The following is a 26,834-nucleotide window of genomic DNA, read 5'->3' as shown; positions in this document are numbered from 1 at the left end:
ACTCATTCACCTACCCTGCGAAGAAGTTTTTGAACGATGAGATTCGATCCCACCATAATCATGAATAAGACAGAAGCAATGGCAGAAGCGTAACCCATTTCAAAACGGGTAGTTCCGAAATCGATCAAATGAGTAACAATCGTTTCGGCCGCGTAATTTACACTAGGAAAACCTGCGAGAGCTATTGAAACGTCTGCAACCGCAAAGGCGGTCGTAATCTGAATGACGGCTCCGAACATGAGCTGCGGACGCATCGAAGGCAATGTGATATACCAAAGCTCTTGCCAACGGTTTCTAACGCCGTCCACGGCCCCCGCCTCGTACAGTGTTCTATCGACCGTTTGCAGTCCGGCAATAAAAGCAAGGAAGCCTGTTCCTAAGCTGAGCCACAGTTGGACGAGGATAATGATCGGCAAGATATAATCCTCGGTTTTAAGCCACTGCAGCGGCTCCAGTATAAAGCCAAACTTGAGCAAAAGTCCGTTTGCAATGCCATAGCGGTCACCAGAGAAGATCATGAGCCATATGAAATATACGTTTCCGGAAATGGACGGCGCATAAAATACGAGCGTCATGACCGCTCTGAGCTTCGGTGACAGTTCATTAATAATCCATGCAAAAACAAAACAAGCGATATAACTGATAGGCCCGGTGATGACGGCGAACAGCAGCGTGTTCTTCACTGCAATGAGAAACACGTCATCCTCTAGAAATAATCGCGTATAATTTTGCCATCCGACAAATCTTGGAAACTCGAGCATATTGAAGTACGTAAAGCTAAGTACAACCGACACCAAAACCGGCAGCACGGTGAACACGGCGAACAATACCATGTACGGCGCCAGCAAAAAATAAGAATGCTTACTTGCTTTCACTTCCCGCAACTTCAGGTTCCACCAATTTTGCACGCTTGACCCTCCCCTCATTATTGCGGTAACCCGAACTCTTTCCGTTTCGTGCTGATCTCATCCTGCATATATTGGACATAGTCCATAATGGATTCGCGAGCTTCCACTTGCCCGACTACCGTTTTATAAAAGGCATTAAATAGATGCCGCCCCGTAAAATAACCGCCTGGCACTTCCGGAACGCCTTGTACCCATTCAAATTGCGCTTTCAAATTTTCATAGTCGTCCACAGGCCATGGCAAGCTGTCTAAAGCTTTAATGTTCGCTGTCGGATAACGCGCAGCGGCGCCCATTAAACCTTCCATTTCCCGTCCAAACACCGTTTGCGTCGCTTTGCTTGTCCACCATTTCATGAACTCCCATGACGCATCCTTGTCTTTGGCTTTTTTCATCATGACAACCGCGCTGCCCCCGCTTGGAACATCGCGATTAATAGAGCCGTCCTCTTGAATCGTTCCCGGTACGGGCGCGAAGCCCCACATGCCGCGAATCTCAGGAGCGAATACGGAAAGCTGGTTATACGTGGTATAATCCGCGATCCCAATCGGCATCTGACCTGTACGGAAGCGATTTGAGAAATCATACTCACGCTCTAATTTGTAATCCGTATAAAATTCGGTCCATTGCTTGAACGTTTCGATTCCAATCCGTGAATCGAGATCGGATTCTTTGCCGCCGTTGCGGTAAAGCTCCCCGCCGTTTTGAAACAACAGCGTTGCGTACATCGAGTTAGGCGGAATATTTTGCCCCTGCACAGCAGCCTGCGCGACGACAGGCAAACCGAATTGCATATGGTTTTTACTAAGCACGGCAAGCAGGTTAGACACATCATCCCAGGTTTGGGGGATGTCTAATTCCAGCTCGTCAAGCACGTCCTTGCGGTAAAAGAGCATATTGAACGTTTGTGTTTCCGGCAATGCGTAAACTCCGCCATCATAGCTGTAAGGAACGATAGCGCTTGAACGGAACCGTTCTTTTACTTCTTCGAAATCGGCAAACTGAGTCAAATCGGCCGAAGCGTTGCGCATCGCAAAATTGACCGGCAAATCATTTTCGATTTGCATTGCGATATCAGGCCCTTGATTCGCCAACGTAGCAGGCAGAAGCGTACCCATATTAACAAGCTTCAAATTGACATTAATGCCCGTCACCGAAGTGAAATTTTCATCAATCATGGCCTTCATGGTGTTGGCTTGATCTCGTCCGCTTCCAATCCAAACCGTAATCGATTTTTGCTCGTCATCTTCAGAAATATTTCCGATTTGGTTGTAATCGGTGAAGAACGAGGATATAAAAGTCGATGTCTGATGCTTCAGTTTAGAAGTGAAGCCCATCCCTTTCTTCGGCCATTTTTGGCCGGGTGATGCTACATAAATCGAATCGATCTCAAGCGGCTGCTGCCTTGCCTGCTGAACCCATGTGCCAAGTCCGCCTGTATTTGTTTTGTAAGCCGTCAGCCTTCTCGGAACCGTCTCCGGCTTCTCAATCATTTCGTCCAATTGTACGGCCATCGTTTTGAGAAGGGCTTCTTGGTCGCTGGATTGTCCGGATAATTTGACAAGCTGTTTGGCAATGCCTTTAAGACGTACACTTTCTTCATCAAATACCTTAAGCAAGTCAGGAATTTTCTTGTCTATCTGATAATCTCGGTATTCATCTGGTTTCGTTCCTGTAATCATCAATATTTTGCGATACATTTCATTCAGATTATAAAGACTGCCTTCGACTTCTCGGATTAATGGCGCAAATTCGCCAAGGCTAACCTCAAGCCTGAGCGTATGCTTGCCTTTTTCCAAACTATACATATAGGGAGAATCGCCGCCCATCACATCAAGCCGATAAGCGCTTCTATAGCGGAAGGCAACCTTTTCCATTTCCTTAAAAGGAATTTCGCCGTCGATGGTCAATCTTCGAGTCGAGTAAATGCCTCTGACGTAATTCTGTTGTGTCTTAAAAGCAATATTGTAAAGCCCCGTTTCAGGAACGTCGATTTCCCATTCCATCCATTGACCCGGAAGACGCCAATTTAGGCCGCCGATGGTATTGATTTTTATTTTCGAAGCGCTATACGGGGTTACAGCAGCACTTGAACGTTCGCTGAGAGGATATAAGGTTGGCGACGATTTCGCAATCGAGGCTTCCCCTTCAATCGTTATCAATTGGCCATCCGTCGCCTTCATGCCATCCGCTTCATATTGTTGAAGCACTTGATCGTAGGTTAATGGCGAAGGCTGTTGAAATAATTTCAAGTGCTTAACTACCATCGGTTCCCTTGTGGATTCAAGCTTAATCGTATGTTTGCCCTGCGAAAAATAAAATAGGAATGGCTCGTTCTCATAACCGTCTGAATCTTGAAACGACTTTTCGCTCCATCTGGGCTTTTCTACTTGCTTTGGTCTTAGTTCGTTGCCTTGGTTGTCTCGTACAACCTGAGACTTCTGATTGTTCCAAATACGGTCAAACTGTAAGAAGGCAGCTTCCCTGAAAGGACGTTCTCCATCAATGCTCAAATCCCGTTCGATGGCCGAGCTTTTCCCTTCAATAGGATAATAGAGCAAAGACAAATGGTATAAACCCGCTTCTTGCACATCGAAAGACCATTCCACTTTGCCTGATTCCCCTGTTAATAGGGAGGTTCCGTCCATCCCCTCGAAATCTTCAAGCTTCTTAAATTCAGTCCCTTCCACACGGGAATATTTTGCTGCTTCCAATACAATCTCTCGTTCTGGTCTCGCAGCCGCTTCATATTGCGATAAATAATCATGATATTTTTGTTCATTATAGGACGATTTTTTGTTAGATTCAGAGCTGACTGTATCCTCCGTTAAAGCAAGATTCGGACTTCCGACTGCCTGTACCTTAGGTACTGAAGGAAGTGCAATGAATACCGCCAAAACAAAAGGGACTATCTTCCTTGCCATATTGGTTAGCCGCAAATTGCTAATCACCAGAAGTCCTCCTTACAAGCGTAAACGGTTTCTCCGTCCTTAGGCGGGGAAGCTTACGTTTTATGGTGAAATATAAGCCCATATTCCCATATATCTTCATTCATTAATTTTCCTCGTATTCATACAAGCGGGGGAGGTCACGTAGACATCCCCCGGCCTGTACATTAAAATCGCTGCGTATGATTACTTGCCAAGCTTGGCTATGGAAGCTTCTGCTTCCGGCTTATATTTCTCGGCAGTCGCAGTTACCGATTGATTATTCACTAGAATATCGGTAAGAAACTTCCCGGTAGGAAATTCAGGATAAGCGTCGTCCAGCAAAATTTGCCCAGTGCCCGTGACATGATCACGCTGCATGGCTACGTCTTCCTCATGATTGTAAAGACCCTCCAGCCACTCTTGGCTAGGGAACTCTTCCGTTTGAGTGATGTCAAATGTTTCTTCATAAATTTGGTAAACCAACTGCGCGTCCTTCACGCCTTTAGGAATAAATTTCGCGGCTTGACCTGGGTTAGCATAGGTTACTTCCGGACTTCCTTGCGGACCGTTTGGAATTGGCACAACGCCGATATCAAAGGTTAATTCGCCGATGTTCCAAACCGGGGCTTGAAACATAGCTACGTCTCCGTCTTTAAATGTGTTAAATTCTTCATACATCATTCTGTCGCCCGTTTTTACTTTAACAACGTTCTCAGTATTGTATAAACGGTTTACGAATTCAGCTGCTTCAATCGTTTTTGGATCCGTTAAGCCTTGAACGCCAGTCGCCTCGTCAACGATTTTCCCGCCGTTAGCGGCTGTGAAGTTACGGAAAATATCAATCGACCAGCCGGAAAAGCCATAAACGTCAATTTTACCGTCATTGTCTGTATCCTTTGTAGCCAGCTTGGCGATCTCTAAAAATTTATCCCAGTTCCAAAGCCCGCCTGTATATAGTTCTTGAAGATCCGGAAGTCCAAGCTTTTTGAACAAATCCCGGTTGTAGTGCATTGCTGTTCCGCCTGAGCCTGGGTTATCGAATGCGTAAACCTCGCCGGCAATCGGAGGAGCTTTTGCCATTAGGTTCTCTTCATTGTTGATGTTATTAGCTGTAGTCGTAAATTCGCTAATCGGTAGCAGTTGGCCTTTCAAAACTGCCGGCAGCGCTGCTTTATATTCCATTTGAACGATGTCGGCGAACGGCTCGCCTGTCAAAACGGTAGCCGTAAATTTCGGCATATATTCTTCAAAAGGAACGTTTACGAATTCAATTTTTACGTTATACTTTTTCTCTACTTCTTCAATCTTTGCCAGTCGCTCTTTCTCAGAGGTTGTTGTTCCAGCTGGCTTCAAATCCCACCATGCCGCGATTTTGATAACACGGCCACCCATATCTACTGGCTCCGGCGTCACGGTAGTATCCTCAGAAGCTGACGTTGCTTCCGTTGTAGCGCTCTCTTTTGGAGCGTTATTCGTTCCTTTATTTTCACCGTTTCCGCCGCTGCAGGCTGTAAGAATAAGCATGAAACATAACACCAAAATGGATAACCCTTGTATTTTTCTCATGACCGAACCTCCCGTTTTTACATTCATCAGTTGGTATAAAGTAATAACTTCCATTTTAAAGCGCTTGCATAAAATGCAAAAAAAATTTCTCACCTATCACTCAACCTGCAACCACCTCTTTTTTTAGTTTTGTTTTTTTGTTTTGTTATTTTATTGCATAACAAATGTATCATCAAAAACAAACATGGTCAATTGTTTTTTATTTGTTATTTAAAATAACATAATATCTTTAGCTGATGTGCTCGCCTTTTCTTTTGAACCGCTTGTAATCTAAAAAAAAACCCGTTATATTAGATCACATAACAAAATAACAAAACGCAAATTCAGTAATGTAATGAGATGAATTATTCATTGATGTGGCTATCATTTCACAAACTCCGAAAAACAAAATAAGGTAGGATGACAATGATGAGGCGTAAAGTAACCATTCAATCAATTGCTGATTTTACTGGACTGTCAAAATTCGCGGTATCCAGAGGATTATCCGGAAAATCAGGCGTAAGCCCGCAAACAAGAGAGCTAATATTAAGAGCGGCAGGACAGCTCGGATACTTTAAGGATGCACAAACTGCACCCGTTCCAAATGAACTTATGGACATTGAAGCGAGGAGCTGGTCAGGTACGATTCTTGTGCTTTTTCCGAATGTGCGGTATCAGAATACCGATTCTTTATATTGGGGTCCGATCTTTAACGGCATATCCCTAAGGCTTAACCAGAAAGGCATTAACATTTTAACCTTAACCGAGCCGACGGGTGACTCCATGTTCTCACTATTGAATCCAGAAGCGATCATGGGAATAATAACAGTCGGATCTATTTCGACTCCTGTTTTGTTAGACATCAAAAGATTAGGCATTCCAGTCGTGATGGTCGATCATTATGATCCAAGCTTTTATTGCGATTCGATCTTTACGGATAACCTGTCCAGCATGAGAGAGGTTATGAGTTCCGTTATTTCAAAAGGATACAAAAGCTATCAGTTTTTAGGTAACATCAGAGACGCACAAAGCTTTTACGAACGTTATCTTGGATTCCGCTCTTCCCTTGAAGACCATGATATCGAATTAAAGCAGATCCCCTCGCTAATGGGACCAGAGATCGATACTTTCCATGATACCTTTAAGGATGCTGTCTTAGAGCATGGCTTGCCTGAGGTGTTCGTCTGCGCCAACGATATTTTTGCATTATTCGCATTGGAGACCTTGAGGGATATGGGTATGGAAATACCTGAAAATCTTGTTTTTACCGGCTTCGACAATACGCATCCGCAAATTCCGTTCTTGGCAACCGTAAATGTCGATAAGGAGCTGCTAGGCAAACGGGCCGTTGATCAAATTCTTTGGCGCATTCTCAATCCCGCCACAAGTTATGAAAAAACACTTATTCAGGCTGAGGTTATGATTAGAAATTAATGCATTTAATAGAAGGTTATTCTTTATGAGAGATTGCGCCTTAAAGAATAACCTTTTTTTAATCCTTATTGCAGCTCTACGCTATCTACATAAACCGCAGATGTTCCGCTGGAGTTCGTTGGTGACAGGAACTGAACGCCTATTTCTCGCACATCGCCCAAATTGGATATTCCGGAAAGACTTAATGTAAGCGTTGATGCGCCAGTTGAATTTATGTTCACCGTTCCCGAATCGTACCAAGTATAGCTAGAGCCTGTCTTAATAAACAGCTTCGCCTGCAAACCGCTCCCTACGCTTCCCCAAGCGGCATGCTTCACTTTGGCGGAAATCGAGGATTTGCCGCTGAAATTGTTCGAACCGGTATATTGCAGCGTAAATTGACCACCGCCTAGCGTGACGTCAGCCTTTAACGAGCTGCTGCCGCTTGCCGCCCATTCAGTTACCGACCATGGTCCGCCCGTAACATTTAGGGCCGTCCACCCCTGCGTATTACTACTTTCAAAATCATATAGAGCCGTGCTGCTGTCGTTAAATACAGTTGCCTTTGTGGATGTTGCCCAAATCCCATTTGTTCCGTTAATTACGAGATTCTCCCAATGTTGATCACCCCCTTATAAAACCTTCAGTCCGTTGCTGGTGAATTGATCGCAAGCTGGATAAATTTACATGTTTTTTGTTATCAAAAACATAACAAAAATAACATAAATTTACAAATAATAATATTTAGTAGATTATACATAACATTTTGTTATTTGTTATCTATTTATTGAGCTTTGCAAAGCTGGATGTCGGCAATTGCACAAAAACAAAGAGGAACCGCTAGAACGATAATGATCGTTTTAGCAGTTCCCCTCTTCATACCTTTGCAGAAAAAGTTTAAATTGCGATTAAGTGATACTGTCTTCGTTTTTCATAAACGCTTGCAAATCCTGATCCGCTTTGGATTGATTACATGCATGACAGGCACATACGCAATTCACGGGTGTCGTGTGCCCGCCCTTTGCGCGCGGCAGCAAATGATCAATCGTATCTCCATATTCGCCGCAAAAAAAACAGGTATGGTTGTCTCGATCCAAGATGTAACGCCTGAACTCCTTGTTACTGAATAAGCGTCGGATCGTGGAGCGGTTTACAAGTACGGCGGCATGCTCATTTACGAGAATAACCGCTAGCTCCAGTTCTATTTCCTGATACCAACGACGCCCTTTATCCGTTTTCCCCCTCATCCAAACCGTTCCTTGACGGGTCTTCTTAAGCGCGGCAGAGTCATTGGGCAGGGGAATGGTTGGCATTGGCGGAGACGTACTCGGCTTTTTGGCCTGTGCTCTTCTTAGTATTGCTTTCTGTTTATGATCGATTGGATCCGGCAAGGGCGCTGCCGCCGCTTTCGCCTTTCGGCAAGACCAGCATGCGCCGCGCCGCGATCCCGTACTAGAACGTCTTCCCGTTCGGCGTAAAAACTCTGAGAGCGGCTTCATCTCTTTACAGCTTGCACACAGCTTGGAAGCTAGGGGTTCTGTTTCATCCATCGGTTATTCCGGGGCATACCCTAACGTAAGCGCCCGATTACTTCCCCTCATGTTTTTTCTACCATTGTAGCATTTATTAGGACTTGGCGGGAATTTACGCTTTTCTTATCATGCTATGACTCGAGTAAGCCGTATTTCCTCTTAAACCGATGCAAAATTGCGATCCAACTGCTGCCGAACACCGCAAGGAAAAACACATTTGACAAAGCATGCGCCAGATCAAAGTAAAAGCTTTGTATATAGGCGATAAAAATCAGCTTCCAGCTTAAGGCGTCGGGCAAGCCTATGATATACCAGATATTCATAATCCATCCGAACAAAAATCCCCAGACGAAACCAAATACGAGCAAGCCTGTCTTTGTCTTTATTAGCCACGTATGACGCAACCACCCCGCCGTAGCCCCTATCATACCCCAGCAAAACATTTGCCATGGTGTCCATGGGCCCTGTCCAAGAAAAATATTGGACACGACTGCAGCTATCGCACCGATAATAAAGCCTGATTCCGCACCGAATACGATTGCCGCAATCATAATGACGAAGGATGTAGGCTGCACGCTTGGCAGCGGTGCGAAGGGAACTCGGCTAACCGCCGCAATAGCGGCCAGCACTGCAAGGATAACGATCTCGCGGGCCTCGATGGTTCGTCTCTCGAATCGAGCGAAAAATGGAAGCATCGTTACGAAAAGCAGCACCATGCTCAGCATGAGGTAATGCTCATCAGTTATAGCCGAAGACAACGCCATCGCCGCAACGAACAGAGCAATACTAGCGAGAAACAAAAGCTTTATTTTGCCCATTGATCCATCACATCCCCGGTCGTCAGCGCTTCCGGCAGCCACTCGCGCACCGTTCGGTTAATTGCTGTCGTATAAAAATAATTGGTACCAAAAAATGGAGCAGGAGCCGCTTCGGCTGAAATGGTCCCGTCAAACAGCATCGCGCAGCGCGAAGCGTGCTCCGCCGCAAATTCAATATCATGCGTGACCATGACAATCGTTTTACCGGATCGGCATAGCTGCTGCAGCAATTCCGCCGTTCGCTGCTTGGCTATGGGATCCAGTCCCTTCGTCGGCTCATCCAAGCACAGGATATCCGGTTCTCCAAGCAGAACCAGCGCAAGCGCTGCTCTCTGCTGTTCTCCTCCACTCAAATCATAAGGATGCTTTGGCAATAGATCGGCAATCTGCAGGGCAGCCGCAACGCTTGCTATTTTATGCTCCCGCTCCGCGAGTCCGGCATAATCAGCCATCCTCTGGAGCTCCTCCTCGACGGTATCAAAGCTAAAATAGAGCAGCGGATCTTGAGCTAAATAACCGACCTTAACACCTTTCTCTCGCTTCAGCCTGCCGCGCTGCGGCTTTAATAACCCGGCCATTATTTGCAGCATCGTCGTCTTTCCAGCGCCGTTACCGCCCAATACGGCCAAAAACTCATGTTTGTATACGTTTAGCGAGAGCTTCTTCAGTACCTCAGGACCGTCTTTCTCGTATTTGAACGTCATTTCCTCGCAGGCCAGCAGGAGTTCTTTCTTTTCATTCCGCTTATTTGTCAACTCGTCCGCTTGCATGGCAGGATCCGACTGTATTCCGCCTATCCCGGCAAGCCACTGCTTCCCCTCCCGCACGGTGAGCGGAATTTCAATTGTATTCGGAGAAAGCCTTGCCGATTCGGCTGATAAATAAAGTTTGGACACGCTGGGGAGATACGGTAGATCCGTTGACGCATCATCAGAGCTTATGAGCCGGCACAGCTCCCTTGGCGCAGCATCGTATTTCACCCTTCCGCCATCAAGCATAATGATACGATCCGCAAGCGGAATAACATCCTCTAGCCGATGCTCGCTAATGATGACCGTCATTGACATCTCTTGATTCAAGCGATAAATAAGCTGCAAAAAATCACGCGCAGCGACTGGATCAAGCTGTGACGTCGGCTCATCCAACAGCAGCAGCTTCGGCTGCAGAAGAAGCACTGAAGCCAGATTAATCAGCTGCTTCTGACCGCCTGATATTTCATGCACGGATTTGTAAAGCAGATCCTCCAGCCCAAAAAAATGACTCATTTCAGCCAGTCGCTTGCGCATAACCGCTTGGGCATAACCGACATTTTCCATCGAAAAAGCAAGCTCATGCCATACCTGATCCATTACAATTTGATTTTCCGGATTTTGAAAAACCATTCCGATCTGCTCTGCAGCGGCCACCGCAGGAAGCTCCCCAAGCGGGATTCCGTTAAATAAAATGCTGCCTGAGCGTTTTCCGGTTGGCTGCGCCTCTTGTTTCAAGTGACGAAGCAATGTTGTTTTTCCGCAGCCGGACGCTCCGCATAAGACGACAAAATCACCCTGCTTCACCGATAACGAAACGTTATCGAGCGCGGCTGCCGGGGTATCAGGATAATAGAACGATAATTGATCTACTCGAATGATTTCCATGTCCTTCTCTCCATTCCTTCAAGAACAGCTGGCGTTAATAAAAAAGCGCAATAGCAGGCAAATGCAATGCCTTCTCCTCTGCGGAAATCCATCGATTCCAGACGCGGGTAAATGGTTAATACGCCGAAGCCCTGCATCCAGCCCCACACGCAAGCTGTTCCCAACACGATTAAAAATCCGAGCACATACCAATCTCTTTGATCCATTCTATAGATAACGTATGAGCTTCGTTTGGCTGCGCCGTAACCTCTCGCTTTCATGGAATCCGCTGTCTGCAGCGCCTCCTCCAAAGACCAGGTCAACAGAACGCGAACGAGCAGCATGCCGTCCTTGCTTCGTTTTTTAAGGCTGCCCTCATGAATGGACACCCCCTTCATCCGCTGCACAGTCGTAATTTGCTCCAGCCTTCGTAAGAAAAGCGGCACGAAGCGGATCGACATGGAGGTTAACAGCGACGTGCGCGGAGCAACTCTCGAGAACAAGTACATCCATTTATCTGTGGTGACGATTTGTTGAAAGGAAACGAACGCAAGCAAAATACATAATAACGAGAGCATCATCGTCACGCCATACAAGATCGCTTCCAGCGTTATCGGCTGATCCATAAAATAAAATAGAATATGCCTGCCCCGGTGGGAGAACAGCGGGTTGAGAACAGCAACGGAGCCGCCCATAAGAACATAATAGGGAAGCAGCTTAAGCAGCCGCTTCCCTTCTCCATGAATGACAATAATAGCCGTAATCGCAGCAAGCGAGGTCATGAGGAATATCGGATGAAATAACAGCATGCTGAATGTAATGACACCCGCATAATAGCTGAAGCTGGTAATCGGATGAATGGAGCTGAAGGCATTGTTCATTCCACTTCAGCTCCCAGATCCTTGCCGAGATCAACGGTATACAGCCATTCAATGACATCGCCGTCTTTGAGCTTATAGGCGCCTGCGCTTTTGTTTGGAAACTCGCCGTTCACCCTGTACATCCATCCGCTCTTTGCGCCGAGATCGAATTCATACAAATTATCAATGCCTTCAATATATGCAGCAGCCTTTGCGCCTCTATATTCCATTTGAATTTTGTTTTTCCGGGTGGTTCTCTTTAGCACCTCAAGCACGGTATCATCTTTCTTTAGCTCGACGGCCGTAGCTGCAAGTACAGTGCCTGTTTCTTCGTCCGCTACGATGGATATTGTAACCGAGCTAATCGGCTCCGCAGTTTCGGCCGGTGAGGCAGACGGTGCCTGGACAGTCTTTTCCGTCACTTGCGGCTTTGGCGAAGGCGTCGCCTTCTGATCACCAGTTCCCGGTGAAACCGACGGCGTCGCCGGTTTCACAGATACAGCAGGTTTCTCGCTTGCGTTATCCTTTTCTGGTTTTTTATCCGCGTCAGGTTCCGCGATGGCAGGCGTTGATGCCGTCGGTTCCGCAGACGGAGACGGACTGGCCGCTTCCTCTTCCTTACTTCCGCCGCTTGGCTGACCGCCGCCGGCATCATCGGATTGTTGCGGCACTTGTGAAGCATTGCCCGCCTGCGTTTGATTGCTTGACGTATTTCCATTAGTTCCCGAATTCGCGCAGCCGACTAACGCGCCCACAATCAGCAGCCAAATGAAAAAGATGGGTAACCATCGATTGCTTTTCTTTGCCATCATTGCCTTCCTACTCCCTTTATCCATTTCTTATTTCATGCACACGCTTCCTCGTCTCACTGCCGTTTGGCTGCAAAAACAAAAAAAAGATCCCCTGCTTAGAGGGGATCTGCATGTCAAATGAAAGATTAGCAGCTGCATATAAAATAAACATCATGCGCTTTGCCTAACGGTTGCGCTCGCCATCCTTACCCCCGAAGAATGAGAAGCAAAATAAGAAAAGGCAGGTCTCCTGGCTCGTGCGTCAACGCGTTTCACTACCTTCCCATCCTAACGGCAGACAGTGGTAAATTCAGAGAAACGCTCTTCACATACAGTGGCGGGACCGCGCCGGCGTGATACCGGACTTCCCTTTTAAGCAAACAAAAAGCTAGCTTCTGTTTGCACCTTCTCTTAACAAATATTCGATTATTTAATCAATCATATCGGGATTAAGGGGGTTTGTCTATACAGGATTTAATGCTGCTTGGCCACATGAACCCGTTTAATGAAGAAAGCGACAATTAGACCAATGACCGCAACGACCATGGCAAAAATAAACGCATCCTGTATACCCGACGTTAATGCTAGCGGCGCATTTGCCGGATCAGCCGGATCCGATACATCCTTCATAAAGCTGTTCATCCCAGCAGTCATAATGCTAACTGCTACCGCTGTGCCTATGGCTCCCGCCACTTGCTGCAGCGTGTTCATAATTGCTGTGCCGTCAGGATACAGTTCACGTGGAAGCTGGTTAAGGCCATTGGTTTGCGACGGCATCCAAACCATCGAGATCCCTATCATCAAGCAAGAATGAAGCACGATGATGAGCGCGAGCGTCGAAGCCGTCGTAATACCGGTAAAGAACCAAAGCACAGCTGCAAGGATAACAAGCCCCGGAATGACGAGCCATTTTGGACCGAATTTATCAAACAAGCTGCCCATTACAGGCGACAAAATGCCGTTGATGAGTCCGCCCGGCAATAAGACTAGACCAGCCGTGAGAGCGCTAAGACCCAGCCCGCTGATCAAATACATCGGTAAAACGAGCATAGAGGATAAAATAACCATCATGCAAATAAATACCATCAGTGTTCCCACAACGAACATCGGATGCTTAAAGGCTCGCAAGTTCATCATCGGCTGTTTCATCGTCAGTTGACGAATAGCAAAAACGATTAGCGCGACGATACCAATGATCATAAATGTTACAACCTTCGTGCTGCTCCACCCGCCTTCACCTTCACCTGCGCTGCTGAATGCAAACACGATTCCTCCGAAGCCAATGGTCGAAAATACAAGTGAGAAAACATCGATTTTTGGTTTAGTAATCGTGGACACATTTTGCATATAGAAGATTCCAAAAACAAGGGCTATGATTAAGAAAGGAAGCGACAGCCAGAAAATATAATGCCAGCTCAGATTTTCAATGAGAAGTCCGGCAATCGTCGGTCCAACCGCGGGGGCAACCATAATAACAAGCCCGATTACGCCCATCGCCGCTCCTCTCTTCTCAGGCGGGAAAATAATAAGTATCGTATTAAACATAAGCGGCAAAAGCAGTGCCGTCCCGATGGCTTGAATGACGCGCGCAGCCATGAGCACTTCGAAGCTTGGAGCAAGCGCTGCTACAAGCGTGCCTAGCACCGAAAAGCTTACCGCAGCTATAAACAGCTGCCTTGTTGAGAACCATTGAAGCAATAAGCCCGACACCGGAACTAAAATACCAAGTGTAAGCAAATAGCCGGTCGTCAGCCATTGTACCGTCGGTGCGGTTATATTAAAAACACGAATTAAATCGCTAAGCGCTACATTTAACGCCGTTTCACTGAACATGCCGACAAAGCCGGCCAAAAGCAAGGAAATCATAATCGGAAATACTTTATATTTCTGCTCCGTTTTTTGCTGCGATACTGCCATTGTTGCTTGCAAGCTACTCCACTCTCCCATATCTATCTAACTTTATTTATGCCTTCTCAGAAAGAAGGGCATTTGTTTATGACGTAAGGTATACACTTTGCTGCGGTCAGAAGCGGCTGTTTATCCCGATTCGTCAACGTCAGTATTAGCGCGCCCTCCAGCAGTGAAACGACGACGACGCCAATCTCTTTTGCTTTGGGCTCAGCCATGCCATAAGCAACAAGCCGTTCGGAAATGACCGATTGCCATGCCGCAAACACTTCCTGTCCGGCGGCTCTTAACTTCTCGCTGATCGATGAGGTTTCCACCGCCATCCAGAAGCTAAACGGCATATAGCCTTGGTAATCGTATTTCTCGGCATCCTCTGCCATATCGATAACGAATGCCTGTACGGCTTCTGCCGGCTCTTCGTAGGCGGAAAATTTACGATTCCATTTCTCGATAACAAGATCGCGTGTGCAGTTGATGCACTCAAGCGCCAGTTCTTCTTTACCATCGGGAAAATAATAATACAGTGAGCCCTTCGGACATGCGCTCTCTTTAATAATTAAGCTTAAACCAGTAGCATGATAACCTTTTGTAAAAAAAAGTCTTGCTGCTGTTTCAAGAATGGCATGCCGTGTATTATGTTTTTCTGACATTCATTCACTCCTCGATTATAACGATCGGTCTATATAATATAAACATCGATCAGCGGTTGGAGTCAACCATTTTTTATTTACAAAAAGCACTCTGCAACAAGCGTAACCGGCTGTCGCCGTCCTCTGTGGCAAAAGCAGTCGTTTCGCGGAGATATATAAGCACATTTATATGTGAAAACATATAAATTTTTATATATTAGGCTATGTTAAACTCTGATGTTGATTTTTGAGCATAAGAAAACCGCCTTGGTGATAAGGCGGTTCATTAAGCTATCGTTCTCCGTTAGTTGAAGGAGTAAACTTTGGATACTATTTTTCCAGATAATTCTTCAACCCGTCCAAATCCTTGGCACAAATTTTTCGGTATGAGGCTGTCATTAGTTTACTAACCAGTTTTGCAATTCCAGTCATCCCTTTAATTTCACCGTGTAAAGTAACCTCTGTAGCATTTCCTAATTCTTTAATTGAATATGTATAAAAATGTTCACCTTTACCGCTTGTCCCTTTTGAACCGTCTACATAGATTTGAATTTTATTAGGCTCCAGACCCGTAACTTTTAATACTTCCGCCCCCTCTATCCCCATCATTCTCCTGGTTTCTTTCCACACACTTCCAACCTTTATTGGACCTTCATCCAATCGCTCTATTCGAACTAACCCATGCATCCAATGCTTTGCTGACTCCAAATCCAACAAGCCTTCGTATACTTTTTCTCTTGGAACATTAAAGGTTTTTTTCGTTTCAAATTGAATACTCATACCATATCCTCCCTTGACTTTTTTTATAAACAAAGATTAGTTCCTGCTTACCGCTATCGTCCAGTGTATCAGCAAGCTTTTTTAGCTCCCGTAAATCCATTGAAATATCATCTCCGAACCGAACTGTTACCTCAATTATAGAACATTCGTTCGTAAATATCAAATATCAACATTAAGATTTAACATAGCCATATATTAAAAAAAGACAACCGGACGGATGTCCGGTTGCCTTATCTTTTCAGCTGATATTAGAAGCTTGCTGCTACTTTTTTCGCTTGCTCAAGTCCGGCTGCAACAATGGCTTCCGCTTGATCAGGCAGTTGGTTGTGTCCTTCGATAATTACGCTCTCCAGGTTTCTTACGCCGAAGAAGCCCATAACGTTGCGAATGAAGTTGAACGACATTTCAACCCCAGCAGCAGGACCCTCGGAGTAAATACCGCCGCGTGCGTTAAGCAGCGCTACTTTTTTGTCTGTAATCAAGCCGACTGGGCCTTCAGCTGTATAACTGAATGTTTTGCCTGCTTGAGAAAGGTAGTCGATGTAGGTGTGCAATACTGCTGGCACAGTGAAGTTCCAAAGCGGAAATGCGAATACGACTTTATCTGCAGCAAGGAATTGATTGATATATTTATCGGATACCGCAACTGCCGCTTGCTCTCCTTGTGTCAGGTCGTAGCCGCGGGCTGCTTTAAAGTTACCGTTGATCATATCCGCATTCAGGTATGGCAATTCTTCTTTAAACAAATCCAGCTCAACTACAGCATCCTCAGGATGGCTGGCTTTGTAGCTATCTAGAAAAGCGTGATATAGCTTAACGCTAGTGCCCTGTTCGATTCCGCGGTCGTTTGCTTTAACAAATAAAACTGTACTCATGATTTGTTTCCCTCCACAATGTATGATTTACTTTTGGTAAGTATCTTTATTGTATATAGTTTAGTGGGGGGAAGCATCGGTAAATAGACCGAAAAAAAGATAATAATTAACCGCTCAAGGCCGAGATCCAGTCTTACGACTATAGTCTTAGACGGTTGTCTAGTCGTTTTCTTTCATTAGATGCACCGCGTATAAAGCGGCTTGTGTTCTATCCGTCATATTCAGCTTGCTTAAAATACTGCTAACATGTGTTTTTACCGTTTTTTCGGCCACCGTCAGGTTTCGCGCGATATCTTTGTTGCTCATCCCCTTGGTAAGCTCCTGAAGCACTTCAAGCTCTCGCGGGGTCAATAATTCGATTAATTCCCGGGTCGGCAACTCTTTCGACGGCGCATTTTCCGGTGCTACCTCCGCAAGCAGCGCGCTCGCGATGTCCGGGTGAAGCTGTATATTTCCTTTATATGCGCTGCGGATGGCTTCGGCGAGCTGATCAGGCTCGACATCCTTCAGCATGTAACCGATAGCGCCGGACTGCAGCGCTGGGACAATATGGCTCCGATCCGAAAAGCTCGTCAATACGAGCACTTTGATTTCGGGATTTTGCTTAGCGATCAGCGTGCTCGCCTCAATCCCGTCCATGATCGGCATGTTCAAATCCATTAGAATGATATCCGGATTTAATTCGGCTGCCTTCTCGACTGCTTCCTGTCCGTTATGGGCTTCTCCGACCAATTCGAAATCCGGCTGCATCGTTAGAAAAAAAGAAATACCCTTTAGTACAATCTGATGATCATCAACCAATAATATTTTGATCTTCACGTTTGTTCCTCATTCCTCATCCCACATTTCCATATCTGTCGCAACCGGAATTGTCGCTTTCACGATGGTGGGCCGCCCTTTCGCGCTTATGATCGACAGCTCGCCGCCTAGCGTTTCCGCCCGCTCCCTCATCGTCAGCATCCCCATCGTCATCTTGCCTTTTCGTTTCTCAGGCGAAAACCCCCGGCCTTGGTCTTTGATTTCAATGCTTGCGAACTGCTCCGATTTTATTAGCCGAACATGTACAATATTGGTATCCGCGTGCTTCTTTACATTGTTCATTGCTTCCTGCCCGATCCGCCAGAAGGCTTCTTCTATCGCGCGGGGCAGCTCCCTTACGCCTTCAACCTGCTCGAATACCGTTATGCCCATGTTCTTGCCATACTGCTTCAGCGCAGTAAGTAGGCCATGCTCTAAGCCTGCCGGACGGAGCTGCCAAATGAGCGTTCGCATTTCCTTCAGCGTTTCCTGGGAAAGCTGCCTTATTTCTTGAAGCGATCGTTCTACGATCGGCTCTTTGCCCGCAAGAACCGTTTCTGCGCCTTTGGCTAGAAAGGATAATGAAAATATTTTTTGGATGACCGAGTCATGCAAATCTCTTGCCATCCGGTTTCTCTCTTCCATTCTAGCAAGTTCGCGCCGCTGCTCGTACACCCGTAAATTTTCTACGCTTAGCGTAAAATGATCCCCTAAAGAGTATAAAAAATCCTCGAGATAGTCATCAAATTGTCTGCCGAGCTGACTACTAATAAACAATACGCCTATCGGTTTGCTTCGAACACGGAGCGGAATCGCCACGGCTGAGGAGAACGGAGGAATACCGATGGACAACAAAGATGAGCTCGGAACCTGATGGCAATTGGACAAAGTTACAATCCGATTCTCGCGAAAAGCTGTACTTACCGTTCCGCCTTGATCGATCTCCATGGAAAGCCACTCTTTTTTGACATGCTTATCCGTATAATGCGCCCGCAGTGATAATTGCTGATGCTCGTACATAAACAACGATACATGCTGCCAATTGAAGGTATCGCCAATATGTCTGACGGCTTGAAGCGGCAAATTGTTAATATCCTGAATGGCATTTATTTTCTGAATAACATCGCCAAGCTTGGCATAATGACTGGCATGTTTCTCCTGTACCTGGTAAAGCCGTATCCGTTTAATTGCCGTGCCGATCTGATAGGCTACCGCTTGCAACAGGGCCAGCTCCTCCTCGGAGAAATGAACCTTGCCGGACTGCGCGACGTTTAACAGCCCGAAACGGTCTGAGCCGGCATGAAGCGGCACTGTCGCATGATGGGAAACGCCCTCCGTATCACCCAGCTCATTGTTAATTGCATATGTAATTCTGGAGCATTCGATAATATTAACCGCTTGCTCCAGCTTTTTTTGCTTGAATCTCTCTACGCACCAGCATCCTGATCCGCACATGACCGCTTGATTATTTGCCCGAAGTCCCTCCGGCAAATTTTGCGCTGTCACGCATAAATCTTCGCTATGATTATCGATCATAAAGATCCAGCCAGTCGTAAAGCCCGTTACTTGAAGCAGCTTGGCAAGCACGTCTTTCAGCATTTCTTCCATGTCGTTGGTGCTGTTCAGCGTCTCGGCGATTTCCTTCAACGCGACCAGCTCATAAGCCCTTATCTCTGCGGACATGCTCCCACTCCCTTCTAAGCACACATTATACACCTACATAATTAGCAAAAAAAGAGCCGTCTCCTTATAGATTTCTCTATTCAATGGACGGCATTTTTAATGATCAACGTTTCCGGTAAGGCTTTTTGATTAAAAGTCGCCTTTCATTATTCGTTCCAATACGATAAACGGTACAGCAAATATTTGTTCTCCTATGTTTTGTTTGATATGATTGAGCAAAGAATACCGCTTATCGATGAAATTTGCTTACGAAGTAGGTTTGCTTCGCAAACCTAAGCCCACGCTTACGAAGTAGGTTTGCTACGCAAACCTTTAAGGAGGAACAAATGCAAAAGGTTAAAATTTTTTCCGGCACCTCGAACCAACGGCTTGCCGAAGAACTTTGCAAGGAGCTTGAGCTCCCGCTCGGCAATGTCGCTATCTCGAGGCAGCAGAGCGGAGAAATCCATGTATCCTACGGGGAATCGATTCGTACCTGTGACGTTTTTATCATTCAATCGCTTTCGCATCCCGTTAACGAGCATTTGATTGAGACGCTGGTTATGATTGACGCCGCAAAACGCGCGTCAGCCAAAACCATCAATATCGTCATGCCTTATTACGGCTATGCGAGACAAGAAAGAAAATCAGCGCCGCGCGAGCCGATTTCGGCTAAGCTGGTTGCAGATGTGCTGACTACAGTTGGCGCTAACCGCATTATTACAGTCGATCTGCATGCAGATCCGATACAAGGTTTTTTCGATATTCCGGTCGATCATCTAACAGCGCTTGATTTGATCATAGAATATTTAAGAGCCAAGAAGATTAAGAACCCGGTAGTCGTATCTCCCGATGCAGGACGTGCAACAACGGCCGAGAAACTTGCAGGACTTCTCGATTGCCCATTCGCCATCATGATCAAAAACCGGCCTGCGCATAACCAATCCGAGATTACGCATATTATCGGCGACGTTGAGGATATGACGCCAATCATTATCGAGGACTTGATCGATACAGGCAGCACGATCGTGAACGTTGTAGAGGCGCTTAAGAAAAAAGGCGCTCATGATTCTTACATATGCGCAACGCACGGGCTTTTCTCCGCCAATGCGCTCGAGAAGCTTGACCATCCGAACATTCGCGAGGTCGTCATTACGGACACAATCGCGATCGGCGAAGAACGATCCGATAAGTTTATCGTATTGCCGATGTCGCCGCTGCTGGCTACAGCAATCAAAATCATTACAGAAGGCGGCTCGATAAACACCTTGTTCAAAGCAGGTATCTAAAACCATTCGCATGCTTTATTGCTAAACTATCTATCATTTACCCCCTTGCTCTGTGCAAGGGGGTATTTCTTATGCCGTGAATAACCATGGAAAACCGTGGCAAAATAAGAGGCAAATGAGAATGGGAAAGCGGGAAGGTGAATACACCGCATGAAAGAACAGCAAGAAAAGGAACAATCGGACCAAACTGCGTGTATCGGAACATCGTTAACCGATAATATCGAGCATATGCAGCGTTTATTTTCCGATACTCCTGATTTAGTTATCCGGAAATTGACTATAAGCCAGACGAGTGAGCAAGCAGTCCTCGTCTATTTGGAGGGGCTCACCGATACTTCGGTCATTAATAATGATGTTCTCCGCCCCCTTCAGTTCCAGCCCGCTGGCGGAAAACCCGGGGATAATCTCATGATGACCGTCGGGCATATGGCAGAGTTGAAGAATTGGCCTCAACTCGAAGTTTCGATTCTTCATGGACGCAGCATATTGTTTGTAGATGGTAGAGAACATGCCTATTCACTCGGCACTGGCGGCTGGCCGCAGCGGGCAATCGAGGATCCGCAAATGGAAGCCTCCTTAAAAGGCGCCCATCAAGGCTTTGTTGAAACAAGCGGACAAAATATCGCTTTGATTCGACGCTATATTCCCAATCGTGAGCTGAAAATGAAACGGCTGATTGTCGGTGAACGCGGAAGAACGGCCGTCACGATCTTGTACTTGGCGGATGTGGCGAACAGCGACCTCGTACTCGCTCTAGAGAAGAGAATTCAGGAGCTCGACGTAGATGTCATTATCAATACAGGCGAGCTGTCCGAGCTCATCGAGGATAATCCGTATTCCCTCTTCCCACAGTTTGTATTGACCGAAAGGCCGGATTCCGCCGCCTCGCAAATTCTGCAAGGCAGATGCGTCGTTATCGTCGACAGGTCTCCGAGCGTTCTCGTAGCACCTGTCAGCTTTTTTTCTTATTTTCAAAGCATAGATGATTACAGCACCCGCTGGTCAATCGCAACCTTTTTGCGGCTGCTGAGGATGTTTGCCTTTATTACCGCCACTTTTCTGCCTGCCTTTTACATCGCCGTGGTGTCCTTTCATTTCGAAATTATTCCAATGAAGCTTCTGCTTACGCTCGGGGAATCTCGCGGACAAGTGCCGTTCCCGCCGTTCGTAGAGGCAATTATAATGGAGCTCACCTTGGAAATGCTTCGTGAGGCAGGCGTCAGACTCCCGGCTCCCGTTGGACAAACCGTTGGGATTGTAGGTGGTATCGTGCTTGGCCAAGCTGTCGTTCAGGCCGGTCTAATCAGTAACGTAATGGTTATTGTAGTGGCGTTCACAGCGATTTCTTCCTTCATTTTGCCCAATTACGATATGGTCGCTACCGTCCGCTTAATGCGTTTCATGTTAATGATTCTTGCTTCCTTGTTTGGATTCGTCGGAATCATTATCGGCTTGATGTCGATGATCGCTCACTTATTGTCGCTTAAATCACTTGGTATGCCATATGGAATCCCGCTTGCACCGGTAAGATTTACAGACTGGAAGGACACCCTCATAAGGGCACCGCTATGGTTACTGAACAAACGGCCCAAGAGTACTTCGCCTATTCAAGAAATACGTAAAACCAAAAGCCAGCCTAAGGAGGAAGAACCATGATAAGCGCGGAAAAAAATACGATTACGTTCATGCAATTCGTTTTTGTCATTTCCGGCATGCAGATCAGCGTCGCGGTTCTATCTTTGCCGAGAATGCTGGCTGAGGCTGCCGGCAGCGATGGATGGATGGCACTGCCTATAGGCTATGCTATTAACCTCTTTTGCAGCTATATCATTGTTTTGGTGATGAGAAGCTGTTCCGGCAGGACGTTAATCGACACGCTGTCCAATATAATGGGAAAATGGATCGGTAAGGGCTTTGCTCTTTTGATGGCGGTCTATTTTTTCCAGCTCTTGTATGACGGTTTAGTACGCGCGATCCTTATTGTAAAAATTTGGCTTCTGCCTAACACGCAGCCTTATATCTTAATGATTCTGCTCTTGTTTCCCGCTTATAAGATCGCGATAGGCGGTCCGCGTATTTTAGGAAGGTACGCAGAGCTGGTAGCTGTAATTTCCTGCTGGCTGCCCTTTGTTTATTTATTCACCTTAAAATACGCCCATTGGCTTAATTTGCTGCCTCTCTTCAAAGAAGGTTTGCTGCCCGTCCTTTCAGCGGTCAAAGCCACTATGTATCCTAGCCTCGGTCTGGCAGCAGTTTTTATTTTATATCCCTATTTGAAAAATAAAGAAAAAGCCGCATCCGCCCTGTTTCTCTCAAACACAGTCACGATGTCGGTGTATCTTTTCATTACGATAATCTGCTTCATATACTACAGCCCGAATGAAAGCAGCTTTTATAATGACCCTATCATCAGTATTTTAAAAACGATCGAATTCCGTTTTATCGAACGCATCGAGGTTCCCTTCATTTCCTTTTATTTGTTCGTTTTTTCGTTAGTTTGGGTACCCAGTATGTACATAACAACCTTCTGCATAAGCTTGGTTTTCGGATTAAGCGACCATCGAACACCGCTGCGCGTGCTTTGCGTAATGCTGGCAATCGGCACCTTTTTCTATCAGCCTACCTTTAATCAAAGCAATATGCTGGAAAAATGGCTGTCATGGTTTGGTTTTGGCATGGAGTACATACTCCCCAGCCTGCTGCTTATTTATATCGCGGTTTACAACCGGCTGCACCCGAGGAATGCCTTATGAAACTGCGGATCCAGTACGTTTGCTGCGTTCTCATCATCGTTTGTTTCACGTTATCCGCATGCGGAGATCAATTGAATTTAGAAAATGCTTCGACTCCGCTTGCCCTCGGGATCGATATCGATAAAAACGAGAAATTTCATTTCTATTCCTCCGCACCGGTATTCAGTAAAAACATAAAGAAAAAAAGCCAAGAAATGGAGGGCATCGCTAATACGCTGCGCGATTCAAAATCGGTACAGGACGCCCAAACCGCCGGCTCCATACAAGGGAGAAATTACCAAGTCATATTAATTGGCAAGCAGTTACTGAAGTATGAAGATTGGTTTCCCATGCTTGATATCCTTTTTCGTGATGCTCGTAATACGGTAATGGACCGAATCATCGCTGTTGACGGATCTGTGAAGGAGCTTATGTATTTAAATCCGCCAGATCAGCCGCTAATGCCGATCCTGTTACGCGGGATGATCGATACCAAAACCAAAAGATCAGAAACCTACGCAACAACCGCACAAGAGCTTCACCGGCAATTTTTTGATAAAGGGGTTACCCCTTATTTTGCCGAGGTTAAGGTCGTGAACAAACAGATCAAGCTTAAAGGGACAGCGTTGCTAAACCAAAAAGGCAAATACATGATGTCATTAGGGGCGCAGGAATCCATCCTTCTCAGCATCCTGCAGAAGCAAACGGACCCTGGAGTAAGTTTATCTTATCAAATACCGGACATGCCTGTACGAGGTCCTTTCTCAACCGATACGATCAGCTTTACTTGCGGGAAAATAAAAACGAAAATCAAAACCGGTTATAAAAACGAGAAATTCATCTTTGATATTCACATTAAATCGAAGGTGGGACTCTCGGAGCATCTATTCCCTTTTGACGTAGAGCAAAACGCGGATAAGTTGGAGAAGCTGACTTCCCAGCTCATGCAGCAGCAAATCGAAGCGCTTGTTCGCAAGATACAAAAGCATAAAATTGATCCCATAGGACTAGGCGTATATGCCAGAGCTTTTCAATACAAACAATATATGCAGGTGGAGGATGATTGGGGCGAAGCCTTCTCCAAAGCCGAGCTGCGCATTAAGGTTGATTTAACCATAGGGGCAATGGGGCCGATTAAATAAATGAGGATGCAAAAATGAGGAGTTCCCCTACCATAGGGAATCTCCTCATTTCCATGCGCGCTTATGATTTGGGCCGGAAAAATAATTTATGCTCTTGAAGCGTCTCTCGCCTATAGGCTTCCGCGATGCCATATCGCGTAATATCCGGTTTGCGAACCTCCTTGAAGGAAATGGCGGTTTCTACTGCTCCGCGGAAAGGAAACGGATCGAGCTCTATCGTCGATTCACCGATCCACTCGGGAATCAATTGCGTTTGCCCCGAGCGATCGAACCAGTACGATAGTCCATTTGCAAACCACTCGTAATTCTCTCGCAATGTTCCTGGCTGCTCCATGCATGCGAACAACGACAACTCATCACAAAGCAGCAATGCCTTTGCATGCAGCTGAAGCAGCTTTACGTCAAGCTGCAAACGCTCTATAATCGCACTCTGCCGGGCGAATTCACGTTCAACGAACGTAACGGTATCCTCGTTTCTAAACTGTTCAGCAAGCGTCGTATACAAAATACTGCCGAGCAGCGAAGCATATTCACTCGTTTCCTGCACGCGGTCAAGTCCCTTAGAGTAAAAGATAAAGCGAATATTTCCCGGAAAATCACGGAATGAAAAAGGAGCGTTAACCGCATCATTCCAAAGCGGAATCCGATCCAAATCTATCCAACTGCTGTCATGCTCATAAGCAGCCAGGTTTAGCTCTTCCCTGCGCTCGGCACTATGGAACAGCGAGTCCTGCCACGCAGAAACAAGATCTCCCGAAATTCGGGCATGATCTTGCTGAGCAATCAAGATGAATGCGTCTTCCTTCTCGTAAACGATCATCGATATCATCCCTTCCCACTTGAAGTAAACGGCTGATTAACAGACCTCTATTTGTCCAATTGGCGTATTTTTCTGATGGGACAACTCTATTTCTTTATGTCTGGCAATGACTAAATCCATCATGCATCTGTATATGACAGCCGCATAGTCGGGATTCAAATCTCGATCCGCTGCAAGATTCGTAATTTTATCAAACTGTTTGGACTCACGGCCCGGATCTTGCGCAGCAAGCTTGTGAGTTGCTTTATAAGTACCCACTTCTTCCGTTAATTGAAACCTTTTCGCGAGCAAGGAAATAATCTCGTTATCTAATTGATCAATGCTTTGTCTTAACTCATCTAATTTGGAAGCCTTCATGTGCCTCTCCCTTATCTGTCATTTTTAATATAATTGTACCATCTCCGTGACCGAATCGGCTATGCCGTTTCATCAAACTGTTCCTGCGCTCCATTCTCGCGAACGATAAACACCATGAATCCAGCCGCCGTCCGATGTCGTAAAACAAAAAAGACCGGCCGCAGCCATTATGATGGCAGTAACCAGTCTTGTTTTTATTTAATATCGGTGCATTACACCGTTTGCATCGCTGATTTCCGCAGCTCTCTGCGAACAATCGGTACTACCTTTGTCGCGAGCAGCTCTATTGATTCTGCTACCTTAGCGTAAGGGATCCCGCCGATATCGAACTGGGCCATAAAGCGATTATGCCCAAACAGCTCATGCTGCGCTAATATCTTCTCCACCAGCTGCTCCGGGCTTCCCACTGCCAATGCGCTCATCGGGCTTGCCATCAGCTCGAATTGCTCACGCGTGAGCTTCTGGCCTCTGGCATCCCCACCCATGAAACGGCTAACATAATTCGCATAATAGGGATAGTATTCGTTTTTTGCCTGTTCGGCGGTCTTCGCGATATAGCCATGACTTGTAATGGCGACTTTTAGCGCATCCGGCTTGTGGCCAGCCTGAAAGCCTGCGTTTCGGTATACATCAACGAGCGGCTTAAACCGCGCAGGGTCGCCGCCTAGTAACGCGAGCGCCATGCCTGCCCCTAAATTTCCGGCCAGCTCCGCGCTTTGCGGAGTGCCTCCGACTCCGACCCAAACGGGCAAGATAGGCTGCACTGGACGTGGTGCAATTTCCGCATTTTGCAGTGCTGTCCGGTAATAGCCGTCCCAAGTTACCCGCTCGTTCTTGTTCAATTCTAGCAGCATGCCAAGCTTCTCTAGAAACAGGGCCTTATAGTCAGTCAGCTCAAAGCCAAATAACGGGAAAGACTCGACATACGCTCCGCGGCCCGCAATGATTTCCGCTCTCCCGTCCGACAACAAATCCAAAGTCGAGAAATCCTCAAATACCCTAACCGGATCAGACGTGCCAAGTACAGTCGTTGCGCTTGTTAACCGAATGTTTTTTGTTGCTTGCGCAACTGCCGCAAGTACAACAGGGGGAGATGAAATCACAAAGTCCAATCGGTGATGCTCGCCCACGCCAAAAATATCGATGCCGGCCTCATCGGCGATCCGTGCGGCCGCTATAATCTCTTTCATTCGTTCTCTCGCATTTGGCATTTGTCCGTTAACGGGACTTGGACTAAGATCACCCAACGTATAAATACCAAATTCAAAATCGCCAGGCTGCTTCTCTGTGCGAAGTAAGCCTTCTGAATGTGTATCCTCTTTGATGACAAACACCACTTTCATACTATTCTATTCAAGCGCTGAAACATAACGCTTTGTATGCACCTAAGTTACTTATAGTAAGTAATGATACATAAGTAATTTAATTCCGT

At 46.3% G+C, this 26,834-nt stretch carries 23 protein-coding genes and 1 riboswitch; of the genes, 5 read left to right on the top strand and 18 right to left on the bottom strand.

Annotated features, from left to right (window positions below):
- Positions 1–2 precede the first annotated feature (2 nt).
- From AC1DLI_RS19380 to AC1DLI_RS19370, 3 genes are all read right to left on the bottom strand, one after another.
- Complete coding sequence (locus AC1DLI_RS19380) at positions 3–926, bottom strand: carbohydrate ABC transporter permease (RefSeq protein WP_477605440.1); 924 nt, start codon at positions 924–926, stop codon at positions 3–5.
- Positions 926–3,856, bottom strand: coding sequence for an extracellular solute-binding protein (locus tag AC1DLI_RS19375; protein ID WP_477605438.1), 2,931 nt, complete (start codon positions 3,854–3,856; stop codon positions 926–928). The genes AC1DLI_RS19380 and AC1DLI_RS19375 overlap by 1 nt, the downstream gene beginning before the upstream one ends.
- 183 nt (positions 3,857–4,039) lie before the next feature.
- Positions 4,040–5,401, bottom strand: a complete 1,362-nt coding sequence (locus AC1DLI_RS19370) for an ABC transporter substrate-binding protein (protein ID WP_477605436.1) — start codon at positions 5,399–5,401, stop codon at positions 4,040–4,042.
- 405 nt (positions 5,402–5,806) lie between these two features.
- Here AC1DLI_RS19370 and AC1DLI_RS19365 point away from each other — a divergent pair, with 405 nt between their 5' ends.
- Entirely contained in the window at positions 5,807–6,814 is a 1,008-nt protein-coding gene (locus AC1DLI_RS19365) for a substrate-binding domain-containing protein (protein ID WP_477605434.1), read from the top strand.
- Positions 6,815–6,879: 65 nt separating this feature from the next.
- On the opposite strand, the gene AC1DLI_RS19360 is transcribed toward AC1DLI_RS19365, so the two are convergent.
- The 12 genes from AC1DLI_RS19360 to AC1DLI_RS19305 all read right to left on the bottom strand — a co-directional run bounded on the left by AC1DLI_RS19360 (position 6,880) and on the right by AC1DLI_RS19305 (position 19,083).
- Entirely contained in the window at positions 6,880–7,377 is a 498-nt protein-coding gene (locus AC1DLI_RS19360) for a hypothetical protein (RefSeq protein WP_477605525.1), read from the bottom strand.
- Between the two features lie 324 nt (positions 7,378–7,701).
- Entirely contained in the window at positions 7,702–8,343 is a 642-nt protein-coding gene (locus tag AC1DLI_RS19355; protein WP_477605432.1) for an HNH endonuclease, read from the bottom strand.
- A 113-nt stretch (positions 8,344–8,456) separates the two neighbouring features.
- The gene (locus AC1DLI_RS19350; protein ID WP_477605430.1) at positions 8,457–9,143 is read right to left on the bottom strand and encodes an ECF transporter S component; all 687 of its coding nucleotides are present in this window, start codon (positions 9,141–9,143) and stop codon (positions 8,457–8,459) included.
- Complete coding sequence (locus tag AC1DLI_RS19345; RefSeq protein WP_477605428.1) at positions 9,131–10,780, bottom strand: ABC transporter ATP-binding protein; 1,650 nt, start codon at positions 10,778–10,780, stop codon at positions 9,131–9,133. Before AC1DLI_RS19345 ends, AC1DLI_RS19350 begins: the two co-directional genes overlap by 13 nt.
- Positions 10,762–11,640 carry an energy-coupling factor transporter transmembrane component T gene (locus AC1DLI_RS19340; RefSeq protein ID WP_477605426.1) on the bottom strand — a complete coding sequence of 293 codons (879 nt, stop codon included), beginning with the start codon at positions 11,638–11,640 and terminating at the stop codon, positions 10,762–10,764. The genes AC1DLI_RS19345 and AC1DLI_RS19340 overlap by 19 nt, the downstream gene beginning before the upstream one ends.
- Positions 11,637–12,431, bottom strand: a complete 795-nt coding sequence (locus AC1DLI_RS19335) for a DUF4430 domain-containing protein (RefSeq protein WP_477605424.1) — start codon at positions 12,429–12,431, stop codon at positions 11,637–11,639. Before AC1DLI_RS19335 ends, AC1DLI_RS19340 begins: the two co-directional genes overlap by 4 nt.
- Before the next feature lie 202 nt (positions 12,432–12,633).
- Positions 12,634–12,834, bottom strand: a riboswitch (cobalamin riboswitch).
- Positions 12,835–12,884: 50 nt separating this feature from the next.
- Entirely contained in the window at positions 12,885–14,327 is a 1,443-nt protein-coding gene (gene lmr(B), locus AC1DLI_RS19330) for a lincomycin efflux MFS transporter Lmr(B) (protein ID WP_477605523.1), read from the bottom strand.
- Positions 14,328–14,383: 56 nt separating this feature from the next.
- Positions 14,384–14,968, bottom strand: coding sequence for a TetR/AcrR family transcriptional regulator (locus AC1DLI_RS19325; RefSeq protein WP_477605422.1), 585 nt, complete (start codon positions 14,966–14,968; stop codon positions 14,384–14,386).
- Positions 14,969–15,277: 309 nt separating this feature from the next.
- Complete coding sequence (locus tag AC1DLI_RS19320) at positions 15,278–15,727, bottom strand: SRPBCC family protein (protein WP_477605420.1); 450 nt, start codon at positions 15,725–15,727, stop codon at positions 15,278–15,280.
- Between the two features lie 248 nt (positions 15,728–15,975).
- Positions 15,976–16,602: an FMN-dependent NADH-azoreductase gene (locus AC1DLI_RS19315; protein WP_477605418.1), complete on the bottom strand. Its 627-nt coding sequence runs from the start codon at positions 16,600–16,602 to the stop codon at positions 15,976–15,978.
- Between the two features lie 159 nt (positions 16,603–16,761).
- The gene (locus AC1DLI_RS19310) at positions 16,762–17,421 is read right to left on the bottom strand and encodes a response regulator (RefSeq protein WP_477605416.1); all 660 of its coding nucleotides are present in this window, start codon (positions 17,419–17,421) and stop codon (positions 16,762–16,764) included.
- A gap of 9 nt (positions 17,422–17,430) precedes the next feature.
- Positions 17,431–19,083, bottom strand: a complete 1,653-nt coding sequence (locus tag AC1DLI_RS19305; RefSeq protein ID WP_477605414.1) for a GAF domain-containing sensor histidine kinase — start codon at positions 19,081–19,083, stop codon at positions 17,431–17,433.
- A 326-nt stretch (positions 19,084–19,409) separates the two neighbouring features.
- Between AC1DLI_RS19305 and AC1DLI_RS19300 the strand changes: the two genes are divergently transcribed.
- From AC1DLI_RS19300 to AC1DLI_RS19285, 4 genes are all read left to right on the top strand, one after another.
- Positions 19,410–20,351, top strand: a complete 942-nt coding sequence (locus AC1DLI_RS19300) for a ribose-phosphate diphosphokinase (protein ID WP_477605412.1) — start codon at positions 19,410–19,412, stop codon at positions 20,349–20,351.
- 150 nt (positions 20,352–20,501) lie between these two features.
- Positions 20,502–22,007, top strand: a complete 1,506-nt coding sequence (locus AC1DLI_RS19295; RefSeq protein ID WP_477605410.1) for a spore germination protein — start codon at positions 20,502–20,504, stop codon at positions 22,005–22,007.
- Positions 22,004–23,104, top strand: a complete 1,101-nt coding sequence (locus tag AC1DLI_RS19290) for a GerAB/ArcD/ProY family transporter (RefSeq protein WP_477605408.1) — start codon at positions 22,004–22,006, stop codon at positions 23,102–23,104. The genes AC1DLI_RS19295 and AC1DLI_RS19290 overlap by 4 nt, the downstream gene beginning before the upstream one ends.
- Complete coding sequence (locus AC1DLI_RS19285) at positions 23,101–24,225, top strand: Ger(x)C family spore germination protein (protein WP_477605406.1); 1,125 nt, start codon at positions 23,101–23,103, stop codon at positions 24,223–24,225. Before AC1DLI_RS19290 ends, AC1DLI_RS19285 begins: the two co-directional genes overlap by 4 nt.
- A 61-nt stretch (positions 24,226–24,286) precedes the next feature.
- On the opposite strand, the gene AC1DLI_RS19280 is transcribed toward AC1DLI_RS19285, so the two are convergent.
- The 3 genes from AC1DLI_RS19280 to AC1DLI_RS19270 all read right to left on the bottom strand — a co-directional run bounded on the left by AC1DLI_RS19280 (position 24,287) and on the right by AC1DLI_RS19270 (position 26,745).
- On the bottom strand, positions 24,287–25,054 hold the full coding sequence (locus tag AC1DLI_RS19280) for a DUF3891 family protein (protein ID WP_477605404.1): 768 nt from the start codon (positions 25,052–25,054) through the stop codon (positions 24,287–24,289).
- Positions 25,055–25,081: 27 nt separating this feature from the next.
- Complete coding sequence (locus tag AC1DLI_RS19275) at positions 25,082–25,402, bottom strand: chorismate mutase (protein WP_477605402.1); 321 nt, start codon at positions 25,400–25,402, stop codon at positions 25,082–25,084.
- A 212-nt stretch (positions 25,403–25,614) separates the two neighbouring features.
- Positions 25,615–26,745, bottom strand: coding sequence for an LLM class flavin-dependent oxidoreductase (locus tag AC1DLI_RS19270; protein WP_477605400.1), 1,131 nt, complete (start codon positions 26,743–26,745; stop codon positions 25,615–25,617).
- Positions 26,746–26,834: the final 89 nt, after the last annotated feature.

The organism is Paenibacillus sp. 01T443, assembly GCF_056398325.1.
Note: the sequence above shows the minus strand (reverse complement) of the source record. Positions and strands in the feature narration are given on the sequence as shown.

Coding starts and splice junctions, on each gene's coding strand:
- AC1DLI_RS19380 (WP_477605440.1), bottom strand. CDS start 926: ATGAGGGGAGGGTCAAGCGTGCAAAATTGGTGGAACCTGAAGTTGCGG.
- AC1DLI_RS19370 (WP_477605436.1), bottom strand. CDS start 5,401: ATGAGAAAAATACAAGGGTTATCCATTTTGGTGTTATGTTTCATGCTT.
- AC1DLI_RS19365 (WP_477605434.1), top strand. CDS start 5,807: ATGATGAGGCGTAAAGTAACCATTCAATCAATTGCTGATTTTACTGGA.
- AC1DLI_RS19355 (WP_477605432.1), bottom strand. CDS start 8,343: ATGGATGAAACAGAACCCCTAGCTTCCAAGCTGTGTGCAAGCTGTAAA.
- AC1DLI_RS19350 (WP_477605430.1), bottom strand. CDS start 9,143: ATGGGCAAAATAAAGCTTTTGTTTCTCGCTAGTATTGCTCTGTTCGTT.
- AC1DLI_RS19345 (WP_477605428.1), bottom strand. CDS start 10,780: ATGGAAATCATTCGAGTAGATCAATTATCGTTCTATTATCCTGATACC.
- AC1DLI_RS19340 (WP_477605426.1), bottom strand. CDS start 11,640: ATGAACAATGCCTTCAGCTCCATTCATCCGATTACCAGCTTCAGCTAT.
- AC1DLI_RS19335 (WP_477605424.1), bottom strand. CDS start 12,431: ATGATGGCAAAGAAAAGCAATCGATGGTTACCCATCTTTTTCATTTGG.
- AC1DLI_RS19325 (WP_477605422.1), bottom strand. CDS start 14,968: ATGTCAGAAAAACATAATACACGGCATGCCATTCTTGAAACAGCAGCA.
- AC1DLI_RS19320 (WP_477605420.1), bottom strand. CDS start 15,727: ATGAGTATTCAATTTGAAACGAAAAAAACCTTTAATGTTCCAAGAGAA.
- AC1DLI_RS19315 (WP_477605418.1), bottom strand. CDS start 16,602: ATGAGTACAGTTTTATTTGTTAAAGCAAACGACCGCGGAATCGAACAG.
- AC1DLI_RS19305 (WP_477605414.1), bottom strand. CDS start 19,083: ATGTCCGCAGAGATAAGGGCTTATGAGCTGGTCGCGTTGAAGGAAATC.
- AC1DLI_RS19300 (WP_477605412.1), top strand. CDS start 19,410: ATGCAAAAGGTTAAAATTTTTTCCGGCACCTCGAACCAACGGCTTGCC.
- AC1DLI_RS19295 (WP_477605410.1), top strand. CDS start 20,502: ATGAAAGAACAGCAAGAAAAGGAACAATCGGACCAAACTGCGTGTATC.
- AC1DLI_RS19290 (WP_477605408.1), top strand. CDS start 22,004: ATGATAAGCGCGGAAAAAAATACGATTACGTTCATGCAATTCGTTTTT.
- AC1DLI_RS19285 (WP_477605406.1), top strand. CDS start 23,101: ATGAAACTGCGGATCCAGTACGTTTGCTGCGTTCTCATCATCGTTTGT.
- AC1DLI_RS19280 (WP_477605404.1), bottom strand. CDS start 25,054: ATGATATCGATGATCGTTTACGAGAAGGAAGACGCATTCATCTTGATT.
- AC1DLI_RS19275 (WP_477605402.1), bottom strand. CDS start 25,402: ATGAAGGCTTCCAAATTAGATGAGTTAAGACAAAGCATTGATCAATTA.
- AC1DLI_RS19270 (WP_477605400.1), bottom strand. CDS start 26,745: ATGAAAGTGGTGTTTGTCATCAAAGAGGATACACATTCAGAAGGCTTA.